The sequence below is a fragment of the Burkholderia sp. E168m23 genome, assembly GCF_016586125.1.
GTDB lineage: Bacteria > Pseudomonadota > Gammaproteobacteria > Burkholderiales > Burkholderiaceae > Burkholderia > Burkholderia orbicola.
In genome coordinates this window covers 1-13,448 of record NZ_BCPP01000069.1, presented here as the reverse complement: position 1 = coordinate 13,448, position 13,448 = coordinate 1, and the positions used below count along the sequence as shown (strand labels likewise).

Genomic DNA, 13,448 nt, shown 5'->3' with positions numbered 1-13,448 from the left:
CGCGTGCCGTCGAGGCGGATCGCGAGCGGCGCGTGCTTTTCGAACATCCATTTGACGGCCTTCAGCGGCACGCCGGGCGCGGCCCACGGCGCCGCATAGCCGGGCGAGATCTGGCCTGCGTTCGCGAAACTCGTCTCCAGCGCCGGGCCGGCTTCCCGGTCGATCACCGTGACTTCATGGCCGGCGCGCGCAAGGTAATACGCGCTTGCCACGCCCACTACACCGCTGCCCAGAATGACGACTCGCATAGCTGCTCCAGATCGAAGGAATCAGGTCGAGGCCGGGCGCACCTGCGGCTCCGTGTAACCTCTAGCTGATCTAGTTTTTTGCGCTATGGTATTGTCGAATGTGCAGTTTTTGTTATTGTATTTTTCTGGTTTTCAGCATAAACAAATGAGAACGCAACGTCAGCCCGTACGCTCGCTCGACAAGCTCGACCGGCGCATCCTGAAACTGCTCCAGGACGACGGCCGGATGGCGATGAAAGACCTCGCGGAACAGGTCGGCCTGACCGTCACGCCGTGCATCGAGCGCGTGAGGCGCATGGAGCGCGACGGCGTGATCACCGGCTATCACGCGCGGGTCGATCCGGGCCAGTTGGGGGCCGCGCTGCTGGTGTTCGTCGAGATCACGCTCGGCCACAAGGGCGGCAACATGTTCGAGCAATTCCGCCGGGAAGTGATGAAGATCGACGAGGTGCTCGAATGTCATCTCGTCTCCGGCGATTTCGACTATCTGATCAAGGCGCGGATCGGCGAGATGGCCGACTACCGGAAACTGCTGGGCGACATCCTGCTGCAGTTGCCCGGCGCCGTGCAGTCGAAGAGCTATGTCGTGATGGAGGAAATCAAGGAAACGTTGACGATCGCCGTCGGCGAGTGACGCGCCCGCGGCTCGTCGTCGGGCCCTTTATGCCGCCCTTGGCATGCTGCACCCAATACTGTATAAATGTACAGTATTGGGTGCAGGCGAATGGGTGGGCACATGGACGATCGGTCCGACAACGAATTTCCGATAGCGCCGCCCGTGCCCCGCAAGGGGCGCGGTGCGGTCGATAACCTGCAGGGGCGGTATGAGCTCGCGCAGCGCGAAGCCGTGGACGACGGCTGGACGCACGCGTCCGATGACGCCGATTTCCCCGCGCCGCTGCGCACGCAGGTATTCGAGGAGCGGGCGAAGAGCATCCTGACGCGTAACCAGTCGCCCGATATTCCGTTCAGCGTGTCGCTCAATCCGTATCGCGGCTGCGAGCACGGTTGTATCTACTGCTTCGCGCGGCCGACGCACAGCTACCTCGGGCTGTCGCCGGGGCTCGATTTCGAAAGCCGCATCTACGCGAAGGTGAACGCGGCCGAACTGCTCGAGCGCGAGATTTCGCGCAAGCGCTACGTGCCGGAGCCGATCGCGCTCGGCGTCAATACCGACGCGTACCAGCCGGTCGAGCGCGACCTGCGCATCACGCGCAGCGTGATCCAGGTGATGCACGATCGCGGGCTGCCGTTCGCGGCGATCACGAAGTCGTCGCTGATCGAGCGCGATCTCGACCTGCTCGCGCCGATGGCCGAACGCGGGCAGGTGATGGCGGCGGTCACGATCACGACGCTTGATGCCGAGCTCGCGCGCACGCTCGAGCCGCGCGCGGCCACCCCGGCGCGGCGGTTGCGCACGATCCGCGCGCTGCGCGATGCGGGCGTGCCGGTCGGCGTGAGCATCGCACCGGTGATCCCGTTCGTGACCGAGCCCGACATGGAGCGCGTGCTGGAGGCCTGCGCGGAAGCCGGCGCGACGCATGCGAGCTACATCATCCTGAGGTTGCCGTGGGAGGTTGCGCCGCTGTTCAAGCAGTGGCTTGCCGCGCATTTTCCCGATCGTGCGGAGCGCGTGATGAACCGCGTGCGCGACATGCGCGGCGGCAAGGATTACGACTCGGATTTCTCGAAACGGATGAAGGGGGAGGGGATCTGGGCCGACCTGTTGCGGCAGCGCTTCCGTCAGGCGGTCAAGCGGCTCGGGTTGAACGAACGCACGAACGGCATTCTCGATCTGTCGCGGTTCAGCGGTGCGCCGGCCGCTGCGGTGCCGGCGCCGCGTGTCGCGGTTCGTGCAGCCGGCGCGAAGTCGCGCGACGACATGCAGTTGAACCTGTTCTGACCGGCAGGCAACGCAGTTGCCGGCGAGCCGTATCGACCGTATTGGTCGTGCTTACTGCGAAATCTGCTTGGCTGCTTCGACCTGCGATTCGAAGTATGTCTGGAACGACAGCGCGAGCGCGGTCATCAACAGGAACGCGCCGATCAGCAAGGAGAAGATCACGACGAAGATCACGGTCCAGCCCGACTTGCTGTGCTTGCCGGTGTCCGCGTTGAATTGCGCATCCCATTTTTCGTCGGGACGCAGCCCGTAGACGAGTGCGGCGAGAAACGCCGCCAGCAGCGAGATGGCGCCGGGTACCGCGAGCCACCAGCCGAGGCCGGCGCTGCGCTGGGTGGCGGCGAGCAGCAGGAAGCCCGGGATGCCGACGATCGTGGCGAGCAAGTGGGCCCAGCCGTATACGTCGCGGAAACCGTACAGATAGAAGCGGTGTGCGCCGATCGACCCGAGCAGGAACGCGAGGGCGGCGGTGAGCGTCTTGGAGCGGAAGCGGCGGGGCGATGCGGTGCTGCTGGACATGGATGGCGGCGTGTTGTCGTTGGCATGGGCGGGGCCGGCAGGCCGGCGCGGGCGCGCGGCCCGGCACGCATTCTACGATGCCCGGTCGGGCCCGGTCACCCCTCGGCTGCGTCAAGGTGCCGCATAAGTCACGCGGTAGATCGCGCCCGCGTAATCGTCGCTGACGAGCAGCGATCCGTCCGGCAGCGGCAATACATCGGCCGGGCGTCCCCATACCGTGCCGTCGGGCCGCAGCCAGCCCGTGACGAACGGCGTCTGCTGAGCGTGGCTGCCGTTCGCCGAGACGACCACGCGCATCACGCGGTAGCCGACCTTCGTGCTGCGGTTCCACGAGCCGTGTTCGGCAATGAAGACATTATTGCGATACGACGCCGGAAACATCGGCCCGGTGTAGAAGCGCATCCCGAGCGCCGCGACGTGCGCGCCGAGTTTCAGGACGGGCGGCACGTAACGTCGGCAGACGTCGGCGCTGCCGAATTCGGGGTCGGGCGTATCGCCGCCGTGGCAGTATGGAAAGCCGAAATCGAGGCCGGCGCGCGGCGTGCGGTTCAGCTTGTCGTCTGGTACGTCGTCGCCCATCATGTCGCGCCCGTTGTCGGTGAACCACAGCTCGCCCGACTCCGGGTGCCATGCAAAGCCGACCGTATTGCGTATGCCGCGGGCGACCACTTCGCGTCCGCTGCCGTCGGCATTCATCCGCGCGATGATCGCGTAGCGATTGCGATCGGGGAGGCAGACATTGCACGGCGCGCCGGTCGGCACGTACAGCTTGCCGTCGGGGCCGAACGCGATGAATTTCCAGCCGTGATGGTGGTCGGTCGGCAGCGCGTCGGTCACGACGACGGGGGCGGGCGGTTTTGCGAGCCGGTCGTCGATATGATCGAGGCGCAGGATGCGCGAGACGGCGGATATATAGAGGGCGCCGTCGCGGTAGGCGACGCCGACGGGCAGGTCGAGCCCGAACGCGACGACATAGTGCGCATTGATCCGGCCCTCGTGCATGACGAACGCGTGGACGCGGCCGTCCCGCGAGCCGACATACAGGATGCCGCGTGGCGACCACGCCATTTCGCGCGCGGCCGGGACGGCGTCGGTCAGCACGTCTATATGGAAGCCGGGCGGTACGACGAGTTCGTTCACCGGCAGCGGCGCGGCAAACGCCGATGCGGACGCGAGGCAGGCAAGGCCGGCCAGCAGCGCTGCGACTTGGCGCTGGGCGCGGCGCATCGGGGCGGCGCGAAGGGGCGGCATGACGGTCGGGAACGTCCTGGACACGACGATTGTATGCCCGGCGGACGGGCCGTCCGCGGTTTTTTACGCGTAAGTGTTTGTTGTACCTCTGGTTTCCGGCTATAATCGCGTGTTTCAGTAGTTTCGAACCCGGTTTTCCCGAAGGACATCATATGGTTATCATCCGTCTGGCTCGTGGCGGCTCGAAGAAGCGCCCGTTCTACAACATCGTTGCTACCGATTCGCGCAACCGTCGTGACGGCCGCTTCATCGAGCGCGTCGGCTTCTACAACCCGGTCGCCACGAAGGGCGAATCGCTGCGTATCGCTCAGGATCGCCTGACGTACTGGCAAGGCGTTGGCGCGCAACTGTCGCCGACCGTCCAGCGTCTCGTGAAGGAAGCGCAAAAGGCGCAACCGGCTGCCTAACATGGCACGGTGTGCCGGTCGTGCCGGCTGTGAGGTGCATTGATGGCGGGTCACGATTCCGGTAATGCAAGGCGCGGGCGTGCGTCATTCGGCGCATTCGTCCGCAAGCCGGTCGAGCGCGACTCGGTCGCGAACGCCGGTCAGGCTGCCGAACAAGGTAGTCCCGAAGCGACGCAGGCCTGGCCCGACGATGCCGTCGAGGTCGGAGCGGTGGTCGACGCCTACGGCCTGAAGGGCTGGGTCAAGGTGGCGACGCATGCCGATGCCGGTCGCGGCGGCGACGCGCTGCTCAACGCGCGTCGCTGGTGGCTGGAGCGCGGTGCGGAGCGGCTTTCCGTCCGCATCATGCAGTCGAAGACGCACAGCGACACTGTCGTTGCGCAACCTGCGGGCGTCAGCGACCGCGATGCTGCGCTGTCCATGCGCGGTTTTCGCGTGTTCGTGCGCCGGGAAGATTTCCCGGCACTCGCCGCGGACGAATTCTATTGGGTCGACCTGATCGGTCTCGAGGTCGTCAACGAGCAATCGGTGGCGCTCGGGAAGGTGAGCGGGATGATCGACAACGGCGTGCATTCGATCATGCGTGTCGAGTATCCGGCAACCGGCAAAGACGGTCAGCCGACCACCGACGAGCGGTTGATTCCGTTCGTCGGTGTCTACGTCAAAACGGTGGATCAGGCGGCGCGTCGCATCGTCGTCGACTGGGAAGCCGATTACTGAAATGAACCAGGTTACCGAGAGCGCGGTGCAGTTCGACGTCGTCACGCTCTTTCCCGAGATGTTCCGTGCACTGACCGACTGGGGAATCACCAGCCGGGCCGTCAAGCAGGGGCGCTTCGGGTTGCGCACCTGGAACCCGCGTGATTTCACGACGGACAACTACCGCACGGTCGACGATCGTCCGTACGGCGGTGGTCCGGGCATGGTGATGCTGGCCAGGCCGCTCGAAGCTGCAATCGACGCCGCGAAAGCGGCGCAGGCGGAGCAGGGCATCGCGAGCACGCGCGTCGTGATGATGTCGCCGCAAGGCGCGCCGCTCACGCACGATCGCGCGGTGCGGATGGCGCAGGAACCCGGCGTCGTCGTGCTGTGCGGTCGCTACGAAGCGATCGACCAGCGCCTGCTCGACCGTTGCGTCGACGAGGAAATCAGCCTCGGCGATTTCGTGCTGTCGGGCGGCGAGCTGCCGGCGATGGCAATGATGGATGCAGTCGTGCGGTTGCTGCCCGGCGTGCTGAACGATTCGTTGTCGGCCGTGCAGGACAGCTTCGCCGATGGCCTGCTCGATTGTCCGCACTACACGCGCCCCGAGGAATACGACGGTGTACGCGTGCCGGACGTGCTGCTCGGCGGGCATCATGCCGAGATCGAGAAGTGGCGGCGCCAGGAAGCATTGAGGAATACGTTGCGGAAGCGGCCGGACCTGATCGTCCGGGCGCGCCGCGAAAAGTTGTTGAGCCGGGCCGACGAGGCCTGGCTCGCGAACCTCGCACGCGAAGCGAAGGACGCCTCCTGAGGCGGCTGCGCGAGCGGGAATTGGCGGTGCCGTACATGCGTGTGCGGCGCCTGATGTGAATCCATCCTCTATCGGGGCCAGGCCTGCAAGCAGGCGGGTGTCAACGCCGACACGATGGCATAAGGAGTCAGTAATGAATCTGATCGCAAAACTTGAGCAGGAAGAAATCGAGCGCGCGCTCGCCGGCAAGACCATCCCCGATTTCGCCCCGGGCGACACGGTGATCGTGAACGTGAACGTGGTTGAAGGTAACCGCAAGCGCGTTCAGGCTTACGAAGGCGTCGTGATCGCGATTCGCAATCGTGGTCTGAACTCGAACTTCATCGTCCGCAAGATCTCGTCGGGCGAAGGCGTCGAGCGTACGTTCCAGACGTACTCGCCGCTGCTGGCAAGCATCGTCGTGAAGCGTCGCGGTGATGTGCGTCGTGCGAAGCTGTACTACCTGCGCGAGCGTTCGGGCAAGTCGGCTCGTATCAAGGAAAAGCTGGTGTCGAAGGATCGCGCCGCAGCAGCTTCCCAAGAGTAAGAGCTGTAAGGAAAAAGCACCCAGCCGGGTGCTTTTTTCATTCTGGCGCGACAATATGCTCGATACGACACGAACCCGAGAGCCCCATTGAATCGCCGCCCCATCATCGATCCCGAAGTCTTGCCGGTCGAAGGCACCGGTGCCGGCCTGCCTGTCATCGATTCCCGGTTGCTGACGCCGTCCGGCCTGCGCGAACGTTTCGCGCGTACGCTCGAATGGAGCGTCGAGCCCGGCGAGGCGAGGCTGCAGGAGGGCGTCGATCCGCGTAGCGCGGCCGTTCTCGTGCCGCTCGTCGTCCGCGAGTCGGGCCTCACCGTGCTGCTGACGCAGCGCGCCGATCACCTGAACGACCACGCCGGGCAAATCAGTTTTCCCGGCGGCCGTCGCGAGCCGTTCGACCGCGATGCGACAGCCACCGCACTGCGCGAGGCGAAGGAAGAGATCGGACTGGACGCCGAACGCGTCGAGATTCTCGGTGTGCTGCCCGACTACCTGACCGGCACGGGTTTCTGCGTGACGCCGGTCGTCGGCCTCGTGCATCCGCCGTTCACCGTACAGGCCGACACCTTCGAAGTCGCCGAGATTTTCGAAGTGCCGCTCGCGTTCGTGATGAATCCCGCGAACCATCAGGTCCGCGTGTTCCGGTGGGAAGGCGGCGAGCGTCGTTTTTTTGCCATGCCCTATCCGAACGGCGAGCCGGACGGGCATTACTTCATCTGGGGCGCAACTGCCGCCATGTTTCGCAATCTGTATCGCTTCTTGGCCGCCGGCTAGGCGGGCGTGCCGGCTGGCGCGTGCGAGCTGCCGTCGGGCCACCGCACCGGCAGCCATGCGCGGCTGACGCTGTGCTATCGTTATGCAAAAAATGACATAACTCCGAAGACGGCGCCACGCATGACTTTCTTTTCGGTTCTCCTCGCTCTCATCATCGAACAGGTCCGCGCGTTGTCGCCGAGCAATCCGGTGTTCGCGCTGTTCCAGTTTCATGCGGAAACCGTCGCGCATGGCCTCGACGCCGGCAAGCAGAAACACGGGCTTCTCGCATGGCTCGCGGTCGTGCTGCCGTGGGTGCTGATCGTCGCGCTGATCTATTTCCTGCTGTACAAGGTGAGCTTCGTGCTCGCGTTCCTGTGGAACGTCGCCGTCGTGTATTTCACGCTCGGCTTCCGTCAGTTCAGCCACTACTTCACCGATATCCATCTCGCGCTCAACAACGACGACGTACCGCGCGCGCGCGAAATCCTGCACGAGTGGACGGGTATCGACACGGTCGACATGCCGGTCGGTGAAATCGTCCGCCATACGCTGATCCATGCGGTCGTCGCGTCGCATCGCCACGTCTTCGGCGTGTTCTTCTGGTACGTGCTGCCGCTCGGCCCGGCCGGCGCCGTGCTGTACCGGATTTCCGAATACCTCGCGCGCAGCTGGTCGACGCCGGGCGAGGACCGCACGGCCGCGTTCTCGACGTTCGCGCAGCGCGCGTTCTTCGTGATCGACTGGATTCCGTCCCGACTGACGGCGCTCGGTTTCGCGATCGTCGGCAATTTCGAGGATGCGATCTACGCGTGGCGCAACCATACACGCCAGTGGCCCGACCCGAACGACGGCGTACTGCTGGCCGCCGGCAGCGGGGCGCTCGGCGCGCGTCTCGCGGGGCCGCTCGCGGAACCGTCGAGCCTCGATGCGCTGGCGGTCGGTGACAGCGGTCCGTTGACGGTTGGTGACGATTGCACGCCGCGCACGCTGCAGTCGGCGGTTGGTCTCGTATGGCGAGCGGTGATTCTGTGGATGATCCTGCTGTTGATGCTGACGCTGGCCGTCTGGGTATCGTGACGCGCTAGCGCAGCGCGCGACGAAATGAAAAGGCCGGCTCGATGCCGGCCTTTTCGCTGTGCGCCAGGATAGTGCGTTCAGTCATCGAGCGGGTCGCGCACGGCGCCGCATTGCCAGCACGCGGTGAATTGCGCTTCGAGCGCTTCGCCGCATTGCCGGCAGCGCCAGGGCGCCGCGCCCGCCGACGGGCCGTGCGACGCGGCATCGAGCAGCCGGCGGGCAAGCGCGTCGTCACGTTCGTCGTCGAGCCACAGTTCGGGCGTGCATGCATCGGCGGGCAGGCCGCCGAGCGCGCCGGTCGCGTAGCAGTTGTGCAGCTCGCAACCGATGCCGGCTACCTGGAGCACGTTGGCCCAATGCTGCGCGGTCGCGAGGTCGGGTGCCTTGAAACGCATCGCGGCTCCTGTCGATGAAGGCCGGCCCGCGTGGCGCCGGCCGTCGCACACGTCGCGCGGTCAGCGGACGATCTGGCTCGCCTCGTGCACGAGCTGCGCGTACAGCGCGTGCCGCGACGGCGCGATGCGGCCGTCGGCGACGGCTTCGAGGATCGCGCAGCCGGGCTCGTGCAGATGATGACAATTATAGAAACGGCAGTCCGCGAGCAGCGGCCGGAATTCCGGAAACGCGCGTTCGAGGCGGCCTTCCGTCAAGTGGTAGAGGCCGAATTCCTGGAAGCCCGGCGAATCGATCAGTGCACCGCCGCCTTCCAGCGGGTACAGGCGCGTGAACGTCGTCGTGTGACGGCCGCTGTTGAGCGCGGCCGAAATCTCGCGGGTTGCGGCTTCGGCGTCGGGCACGAGCAGGTTCACGAGCGTCGATTTGCCCATCCCGGACTGGCCGAGCAGGATCGTCGAATGGCCGGCCAGGTGCGGCATCAACTGCGCGCGTGCATCGTCCGGCGCACCTTTCACCGACAGCTCGAGCACGTCGTAGCCGAGCGCGCGGTACGGCGCAAGACGCTCTCGCGCGACCGGCAGCGCGGCCTCGACGTCGATCTTGTTCAGCACGACGAGCGGCTTCAGCTCGTTCGCTTCGGCGGCGATCAGCGCACGGCCGAGCAGATCCTCGCTGAAATAGGGCTCGGTCGCGAGCACGATCAGCAACTGGTCGAGGTTCGCCGCGAACAGCTTCGACTTGAACTGGTCGGAGCGGTACAGCAGGTTGCGCCGTTCGCCGATCTCCACGATCACGCCCTGGTCGGCCGACGCGAGTTCGTATGCGACGCGGTCGCCGACCGCGATGTCGCTCTTCTTGCCGCGCGGGAAGCATTGCAGCATCGGGCCGCCGTCGTCGGGGGCGACGATGTAGTGGCGGCCGTGCGCCGCGATCACGCGGCCTTCGGCCCGTTGCGCGCCCGATGCGCGCGGGGCCGGCTTGCGGGAAGTCGGCCGGCTCATGCGTGCTGCAGCAGGCGGTCGATCCGCTGCGAGGCGGGCGGATGCGAGTAGTAGAAAGCCGTGTAGACGGGGTCGGGCGTCAGCGTCGACGCGTTGTCCTCGTAGAGTTTCACGAGCGCGCTGACGAGATCCTGCGCGTCGGTCTGGCTGGCCGCGAACGCGTCGGCCTCGAATTCGTGCTTGCGCGACGTGAGGCTGCTGAACGGCGTCGCGAAGAACAGGAATACCGGAATCGCGAGGAAGAACAGGATGAGCGCCGCGCCCGCGTTGCTGGTGTCGAGCGACGGCGTGACGCCGAGCCCCGTGTAGAACCACGTGCGTTGCGCGAGCCAGCCGAGCAGCGCGAGCAGCACGAGGCTCAGCACGAACGACACGAGCATCCGCTTCATCACGTGGCGGCGCTTGAAGTGGCCGAGTTCGTGCGCGAGTACGGCTTCGATTTCCTGGCCGGACAGGCGCGCGAGCAGCGTGTCGAAGAACACGATCCGCTTCGAGGCGCCGAAGCCCGTGAAATACGCGTTGCCGTGCGCGGAGCGGCGGCTGCCGTCCATTACGAACAGCCCCTTCGCCGCGAAACCGCAGCGCTTCATCAGCGACTCGATGCGCGCGCGCAGCGCGTCGTCCTTCAGCGGCTCGAACTTGTTGAAAAGCGGCGCGATGAAGGTCGGGTAGATCAGCAGCACGAGCATCTGGAACGCGACCCACACGATCCAGGTCCACAGCCACCACAGGCTGCCGGCCTGGTTCATCAGCCACAGCACGACGAACAGCAGCGGCAGGCCGAGCACGGCGCCGAGCAGCGAATTCTTCAGCATGTCGGTGAAGAACAGCCGCTTCGTCATCCGGTTGAAGCCGAAACGCTGCTCGATGCCGAACTGGCGGTAATACTCGAACGGCACGTCGATCACGCCCGTGATCACGAGCACCGCGGCGACCAGCGCGACCTGCTGCCCGTAGCCGCGGCCAAGCCAGCCGGTCAGCAGTGTGTCGAGCGCGCCGACGCCGCCGAGCAGCGTGAGGCCGACCAGCACGGCCGCGCTGACGACGATCTCGAGCATCGTCAGCCGGGTGCGCTCGACCGTGTAGTCGGCCGCGCGCTGGTGGGCGGTCAGCGGGATGGTGGCGCTGAATTGCGCGGGCACGCCGTTGCGGTGCGCGGCGACGAAGCGGATCTGCCGCGACGCGAGCCACAGCTTGGTGACGACCATCGCGAGTACGGCGATCGCGAACAGCAGGGTGAACGAAAAGGGTGACATCGAAGGCGCCAAAGGGTTCTATGCGAGAATTATATGTTCTTGCGGACCGGCCCCGCTGATGCGATGCCGGCCGCCCGGGCGGCGCTGCATCGGCGAGGCCCGGTCCGCCATTTGCCAGGATGAATCATGACCGATACCGCCGCTTCCGCCAGCCAGCCCGCGCTCGTGCGCAACGAGTTGAACCTCGTCTGGCTCGACATGGAGATGACGGGCCTCGACCCGGATAACGACCGCATCATCGAGATCGCGGTCGTCGTGACCAATTCCACGCTCGACATCGCCGTCGAGGGCCCGGTGTTCGCGATCCACCAGAGCGACGAGACGCTCGCGAAGATGGACGACTGGAACAAGTCGACGCACGGCCGCTCGGGCCTGATCGACCGCGTGCGCGCATCGACCGTGACCGAGGCGGAAGCCGCCGCGCAGTTGCAGGCGTTCCTCGCGCAGTACGTGTCGCCCGGCAAGTCGCCGATGTGCGGCAACTCGATTTGCCAGGACCGCCGCTTCATGGCGCGCTGGATGCCGGAATTCGAGCGATTCTTCCACTACCGTAACCTCGACGTCAGCACGCTCAAGGAGCTGTGCCGCCGCTGGCAGCCGGCCATCTACAAGGGTTTCCAGAAGCGGGCGATGCACACGGCGCTCGCGGACATCCACGAGTCGATCGACGAGCTGAAGTACTACCGCGAGCATTTCCTGATTCCGGCCGCGTCGGTGTCGGCAGGCGAGTCCGCGCCGGCCGCCTGAGCGGGCCGGCACGCGCGCCGCGCTCGGCCAACGCTCAGCGCCGCGCGCTTTTCGGCCGGAACGCCGCGACCACCGCGGCGTCGGTCTCGATATACGGGCCGCCGATCAGGTCGATGCAGTACGGCACCGCGGCGAAGATGCCGGGCACGGTCGACTTGCCGTCGGCATCGCGCAGCCCTTCGAGCGTTTCCCGGATCGACTTCGGCTGGCCGGGCAGGTTGATGATCAGCGCCGCATGGTCGGCCGTTTCGCGGATCACCGCGACCTGCCGTGACAGGATCGCGGTCGGCACGAAATTCAGGCTGATCTGCCGCATCTGTTCGCCGAATCCCGGCATTTCCTTCGTCGCCACGGCCAGCGTGGCCTCGGGCGTCACGTCGCGGCGCGCGGGGCCGGTGCCGCCCGTCGTCAGCACGAGGTCGCAGCCGGCGACGTCGACGAGTTCGGTCAGCGTGGCCGAGATCGTCGGCGCGTCGTCCTGGATCAGGCGCGTTTCGGCGCGCCACGGCGAAACCAGCGTGCCGGCGAGCCATTCCTGCAGCGCCGGAATGCCCTTGTCTTCGTAGACCCCCGTACTCGCGCGGTCGCTGATCGACACGAGGCCGACCACGAGCTCGTCCGGATGGTTACGCTTCGTCGTCATGGTCGTCTCCGGCGTCGTCGGCCGCTTCGTCGTCGCTGTCGGACGCGCCGCCTGCGGCCTTGATCCACTGGAACAGCTCGCGGAAATAGCGCGGCGGCTTGCCTTGCTGCGCTTCCTTGCGCGCGTTGCGGATCAGCGTGCGGCCTTCCTGGATGTCGGCGTCGGGGTGCTGGCGCAGGAATTCGGTCAGCGCGTCGTCGCTCGCGAGCAGTTGCTCGCGCGTGCGCTCGATCCAGTGCAGGCGGGCGGTGGCGGCCTTGTTCACGCCGCGTTGCGCGTCGAGCGCGGTGCGCAGCGCGGCCGTTTCGTCGTCGGTCAGCGAGCGCATCACGCGGCCGACGTACTGAAGCTGGCGGCGCTTGCCTTCGTGATCGGTGATCCGGCGGGCCTCGCGCACGGCGTCCCCGAGACTTTCGGGCATCGGCATGCGCTTCAGTGCGTCTTTCGGCAGGTCGACGAGCGCCTGACCGAGCACCTGCAGCTCGTGCATTTCGCGCTTCAACTGGGATTTGCTGGGGCGATCGTAGCCGTTGTCGTCTTCTTCGGCGACAGGCTCGATCGGCTGGATTCGGGTTTTGCGTGTCATGGGCGGCATTGTATCGCGGCGCGGACACCCCAAGCTTGTCTGTGTCCGGCCCCGGACCTTGCTATGATCGCGGGATACGCAACATTTTGACCATGCGGGCGCCCGCCCGCCACCGGATACCAAGACGATGGCAGCCAATCTCGACGTACAAGCGCGCTATTTCCCGCACACGCAGGACCAGCTCAAGGAAATCGCGTCGGACATCCTTCGCCATGCGAAGGCGCTCGGCGCGACCGACGCCGCGACCGAAATCTCCGAGGGCGACGGCCTGTCGGTGTCGGTGCGCCGCGGCGAAGTCGAAACGATCGAGCACAACCGCGACAAGATGGTCGGCGTCACCGTGTTCATCGGCAAGAAGCGCGGCAACGCGAGCACGTCGGACTTCTCGCCGGCCGCGATCAAGGATACCGTCGCCGCCGCGTACAACATCGCGCGCTTCACGGCCGAGGACGAAGCGGCCGGCCTCGCCGAGGCCGAGCTGCTCGAAACCGACCCGCGCGACCTCGATCTGTACCACCCGTGGGCGCTGAGCGCCGACGAGGCCGTCGAGCTCGCCCGCCGCGCGGAAGATGCCGCGTTCGCGGTCAGCCCGCAGATCCGCAATTCGGAAGGCGCG

At 66.1% G+C, this 13,448-nt stretch carries 18 protein-coding genes; 10 read left to right on the top strand and 8 right to left on the bottom strand.

Going from position 1 to position 13,448, the window contains the following annotated elements:
• A partial coding sequence (locus tag JMF90_RS06155; RefSeq protein ID WP_201324989.1) for an FAD-dependent oxidoreductase occupies window positions 1-248 on the bottom strand: 248 nt, incomplete at its 3' end.
• 145 nt (window positions 249-393) lie between these two features.
• Here JMF90_RS06155 and JMF90_RS06150 point away from each other — a divergent pair.
• A complete protein-coding gene (locus JMF90_RS06150; RefSeq protein WP_012492860.1) occupies window positions 394-882 on the top strand; it encodes an Lrp/AsnC ligand binding domain-containing protein in 489 nt (162 codons plus the stop codon).
• Window positions 883-972: 90 nt separating this feature from the next.
• Window positions 973-2,151 (top strand): PA0069 family radical SAM protein, encoded by a 1,179-nt coding sequence (locus JMF90_RS06145; RefSeq protein WP_011544899.1) that lies wholly within the window; start codon window positions 973-975, stop codon window positions 2,149-2,151.
• A 51-nt stretch (window positions 2,152-2,202) separates the two neighbouring features.
• Here the strand turns inward: JMF90_RS06145 and JMF90_RS06140 are convergent, their stop codons facing one another.
• Window positions 2,203-2,670 (bottom strand): NINE protein, encoded by a 468-nt coding sequence (locus JMF90_RS06140; RefSeq protein WP_006476552.1) that lies wholly within the window; start codon window positions 2,668-2,670, stop codon window positions 2,203-2,205.
• A gap of 111 nt (window positions 2,671-2,781) precedes the next feature.
• On the bottom strand, window positions 2,782-3,921 hold the full coding sequence (locus JMF90_RS06135) for a sorbosone dehydrogenase family protein (protein ID WP_011544900.1): 1,140 nt from the start codon (window positions 3,919-3,921) through the stop codon (window positions 2,782-2,784).
• Window positions 3,922-4,073: 152 nt separating this feature from the next.
• Here JMF90_RS06135 and rpsP point away from each other — a divergent pair, with 152 nt between their 5' ends.
• The 6 genes from rpsP (at window position 4,074) to JMF90_RS06105 (ending at window position 8,203) form a co-directional block, all read left to right on the top strand.
• Window positions 4,074-4,328, top strand: a complete 255-nt coding sequence (gene rpsP, locus JMF90_RS06130) for a 30S ribosomal protein S16 (RefSeq protein WP_006476550.1) — start codon at window positions 4,074-4,076, stop codon at window positions 4,326-4,328.
• A gap of 42 nt (window positions 4,329-4,370) precedes the next feature.
• Window positions 4,371-5,048: a ribosome maturation factor RimM gene (gene rimM / locus JMF90_RS06125; protein WP_011694218.1), complete on the top strand. Its 678-nt coding sequence runs from the start codon at window positions 4,371-4,373 to the stop codon at window positions 5,046-5,048.
• A gap of 1 nt (window position 5,049) precedes the next feature.
• Window positions 5,050-5,844 carry a tRNA (guanosine(37)-N1)-methyltransferase TrmD gene (gene trmD / locus JMF90_RS06120; RefSeq protein WP_006476548.1) on the top strand — a complete coding sequence of 265 codons (795 nt, stop codon included), beginning with the start codon at window positions 5,050-5,052 and terminating at the stop codon, window positions 5,842-5,844.
• Between the two features lie 133 nt (window positions 5,845-5,977).
• Entirely contained in the window at window positions 5,978-6,370 is a 393-nt protein-coding gene (gene rplS / locus JMF90_RS06115; protein WP_006486838.1) for a 50S ribosomal protein L19, read from the top strand.
• An 87-nt stretch (window positions 6,371-6,457) separates the two neighbouring features.
• On the top strand, window positions 6,458-7,144 hold the full coding sequence (locus tag JMF90_RS06110; RefSeq protein ID WP_011544902.1) for a CoA pyrophosphatase: 687 nt from the start codon (window positions 6,458-6,460) through the stop codon (window positions 7,142-7,144).
• 120 nt (window positions 7,145-7,264) lie between these two features.
• Window positions 7,265-8,203: a CobD/CbiB family protein gene (locus JMF90_RS06105; protein WP_006476545.1), complete on the top strand. Its 939-nt coding sequence runs from the start codon at window positions 7,265-7,267 to the stop codon at window positions 8,201-8,203.
• Window positions 8,204-8,280: 77 nt separating this feature from the next.
• Here JMF90_RS06105 and JMF90_RS06100 read toward each other — a convergent pair whose 3' ends face one another.
• From JMF90_RS06100 to JMF90_RS06090, 3 genes are read right to left on the bottom strand one after another with little or no spacing between them, the layout of a single operon-like run.
• Window positions 8,281-8,598 carry a putative signal transducing protein gene (locus JMF90_RS06100; protein ID WP_011351362.1) on the bottom strand — a complete coding sequence of 106 codons (318 nt, stop codon included), beginning with the start codon at window positions 8,596-8,598 and terminating at the stop codon, window positions 8,281-8,283.
• 60 nt (window positions 8,599-8,658) lie between these two features.
• A complete protein-coding gene (rsgA, locus tag JMF90_RS06095) occupies window positions 8,659-9,600 on the bottom strand; it encodes a ribosome small subunit-dependent GTPase A (protein ID WP_011544903.1) in 942 nt (313 codons plus the stop codon).
• Window positions 9,597-10,856: a M48 family metallopeptidase gene (locus JMF90_RS06090; protein ID WP_011544904.1), complete on the bottom strand. Its 1,260-nt coding sequence runs from the start codon at window positions 10,854-10,856 to the stop codon at window positions 9,597-9,599. Before JMF90_RS06090 ends, rsgA begins: the two co-directional genes overlap by 4 nt.
• A gap of 126 nt (window positions 10,857-10,982) precedes the next feature.
• Here JMF90_RS06090 and orn point away from each other — a divergent pair, with 126 nt between their 5' ends.
• Window positions 10,983-11,603, top strand: a complete 621-nt coding sequence (orn, locus tag JMF90_RS06085; protein WP_006476541.1) for an oligoribonuclease — start codon at window positions 10,983-10,985, stop codon at window positions 11,601-11,603.
• Between the two features lie 34 nt (window positions 11,604-11,637).
• Here the strand turns inward: orn and mog are convergent, their stop codons facing one another.
• The gene (gene mog / locus JMF90_RS06080) at window positions 11,638-12,246 is read right to left on the bottom strand and encodes a molybdopterin adenylyltransferase (protein WP_011544905.1); all 609 of its coding nucleotides are present in this window, start codon (window positions 12,244-12,246) and stop codon (window positions 11,638-11,640) included.
• Entirely contained in the window at window positions 12,230-12,832 is a 603-nt protein-coding gene (yjgA, locus tag JMF90_RS06075; protein WP_272929891.1) for a ribosome biogenesis factor YjgA, read from the bottom strand. The genes mog and yjgA overlap by 17 nt, the downstream gene beginning before the upstream one ends.
• 127 nt (window positions 12,833-12,959) lie before the next feature.
• Between yjgA and JMF90_RS06070 the strand changes: the two genes are divergently transcribed.
• Window positions 12,960-13,448, top strand: a 489-nt coding sequence (locus tag JMF90_RS06070; RefSeq protein WP_305790739.1) for a PmbA/TldA family metallopeptidase, incomplete at its 3' end; no start/stop codon positions are given.

Bases quoted from the DNA above. Each gene is read 5' to 3' on its own strand.
- yjgA (WP_272929891.1), bottom strand. From the start codon at position 12,832: ATGACACGCAAAACCCGAATCCAGCCGATCGAGCCTGTCGCCGAAGAA.
- JMF90_RS06150 (WP_012492860.1), top strand. From the start codon at position 394: ATGAGAACGCAACGTCAGCCCGTACGCTCGCTCGACAAGCTCGACCGG.
- JMF90_RS06135 (WP_011544900.1), bottom strand. From the start codon at position 3,921: ATGCCGCCCCTTCGCGCCGCCCCGATGCGCCGCGCCCAGCGCCAAGTC.
- JMF90_RS06090 (WP_011544904.1), bottom strand. From the start codon at position 10,856: ATGTCACCCTTTTCGTTCACCCTGCTGTTCGCGATCGCCGTACTCGCG.
- mog (WP_011544905.1), bottom strand. From the start codon at position 12,246: ATGACGACGAAGCGTAACCATCCGGACGAGCTCGTGGTCGGCCTCGTG.
- rplS (WP_006486838.1), top strand. From the start codon at position 5,978: ATGAATCTGATCGCAAAACTTGAGCAGGAAGAAATCGAGCGCGCGCTC.
- orn (WP_006476541.1), top strand. From the start codon at position 10,983: ATGACCGATACCGCCGCTTCCGCCAGCCAGCCCGCGCTCGTGCGCAAC.
- JMF90_RS06140 (WP_006476552.1), bottom strand. From the start codon at position 2,670: ATGTCCAGCAGCACCGCATCGCCCCGCCGCTTCCGCTCCAAGACGCTC.
- rimM (WP_011694218.1), top strand. From the start codon at position 4,371: ATGGCGGGTCACGATTCCGGTAATGCAAGGCGCGGGCGTGCGTCATTC.
- trmD (WP_006476548.1), top strand. From the start codon at position 5,050: ATGAACCAGGTTACCGAGAGCGCGGTGCAGTTCGACGTCGTCACGCTC.
- JMF90_RS06105 (WP_006476545.1), top strand. From the start codon at position 7,265: ATGACTTTCTTTTCGGTTCTCCTCGCTCTCATCATCGAACAGGTCCGC.
- rpsP (WP_006476550.1), top strand. From the start codon at position 4,074: ATGGTTATCATCCGTCTGGCTCGTGGCGGCTCGAAGAAGCGCCCGTTC.
- JMF90_RS06100 (WP_011351362.1), bottom strand. From the start codon at position 8,598: ATGCGTTTCAAGGCACCCGACCTCGCGACCGCGCAGCATTGGGCCAAC.
- JMF90_RS06145 (WP_011544899.1), top strand. From the start codon at position 973: ATGGGTGGGCACATGGACGATCGGTCCGACAACGAATTTCCGATAGCG.
- rsgA (WP_011544903.1), bottom strand. From the start codon at position 9,600: ATGAGCCGGCCGACTTCCCGCAAGCCGGCCCCGCGCGCATCGGGCGCG.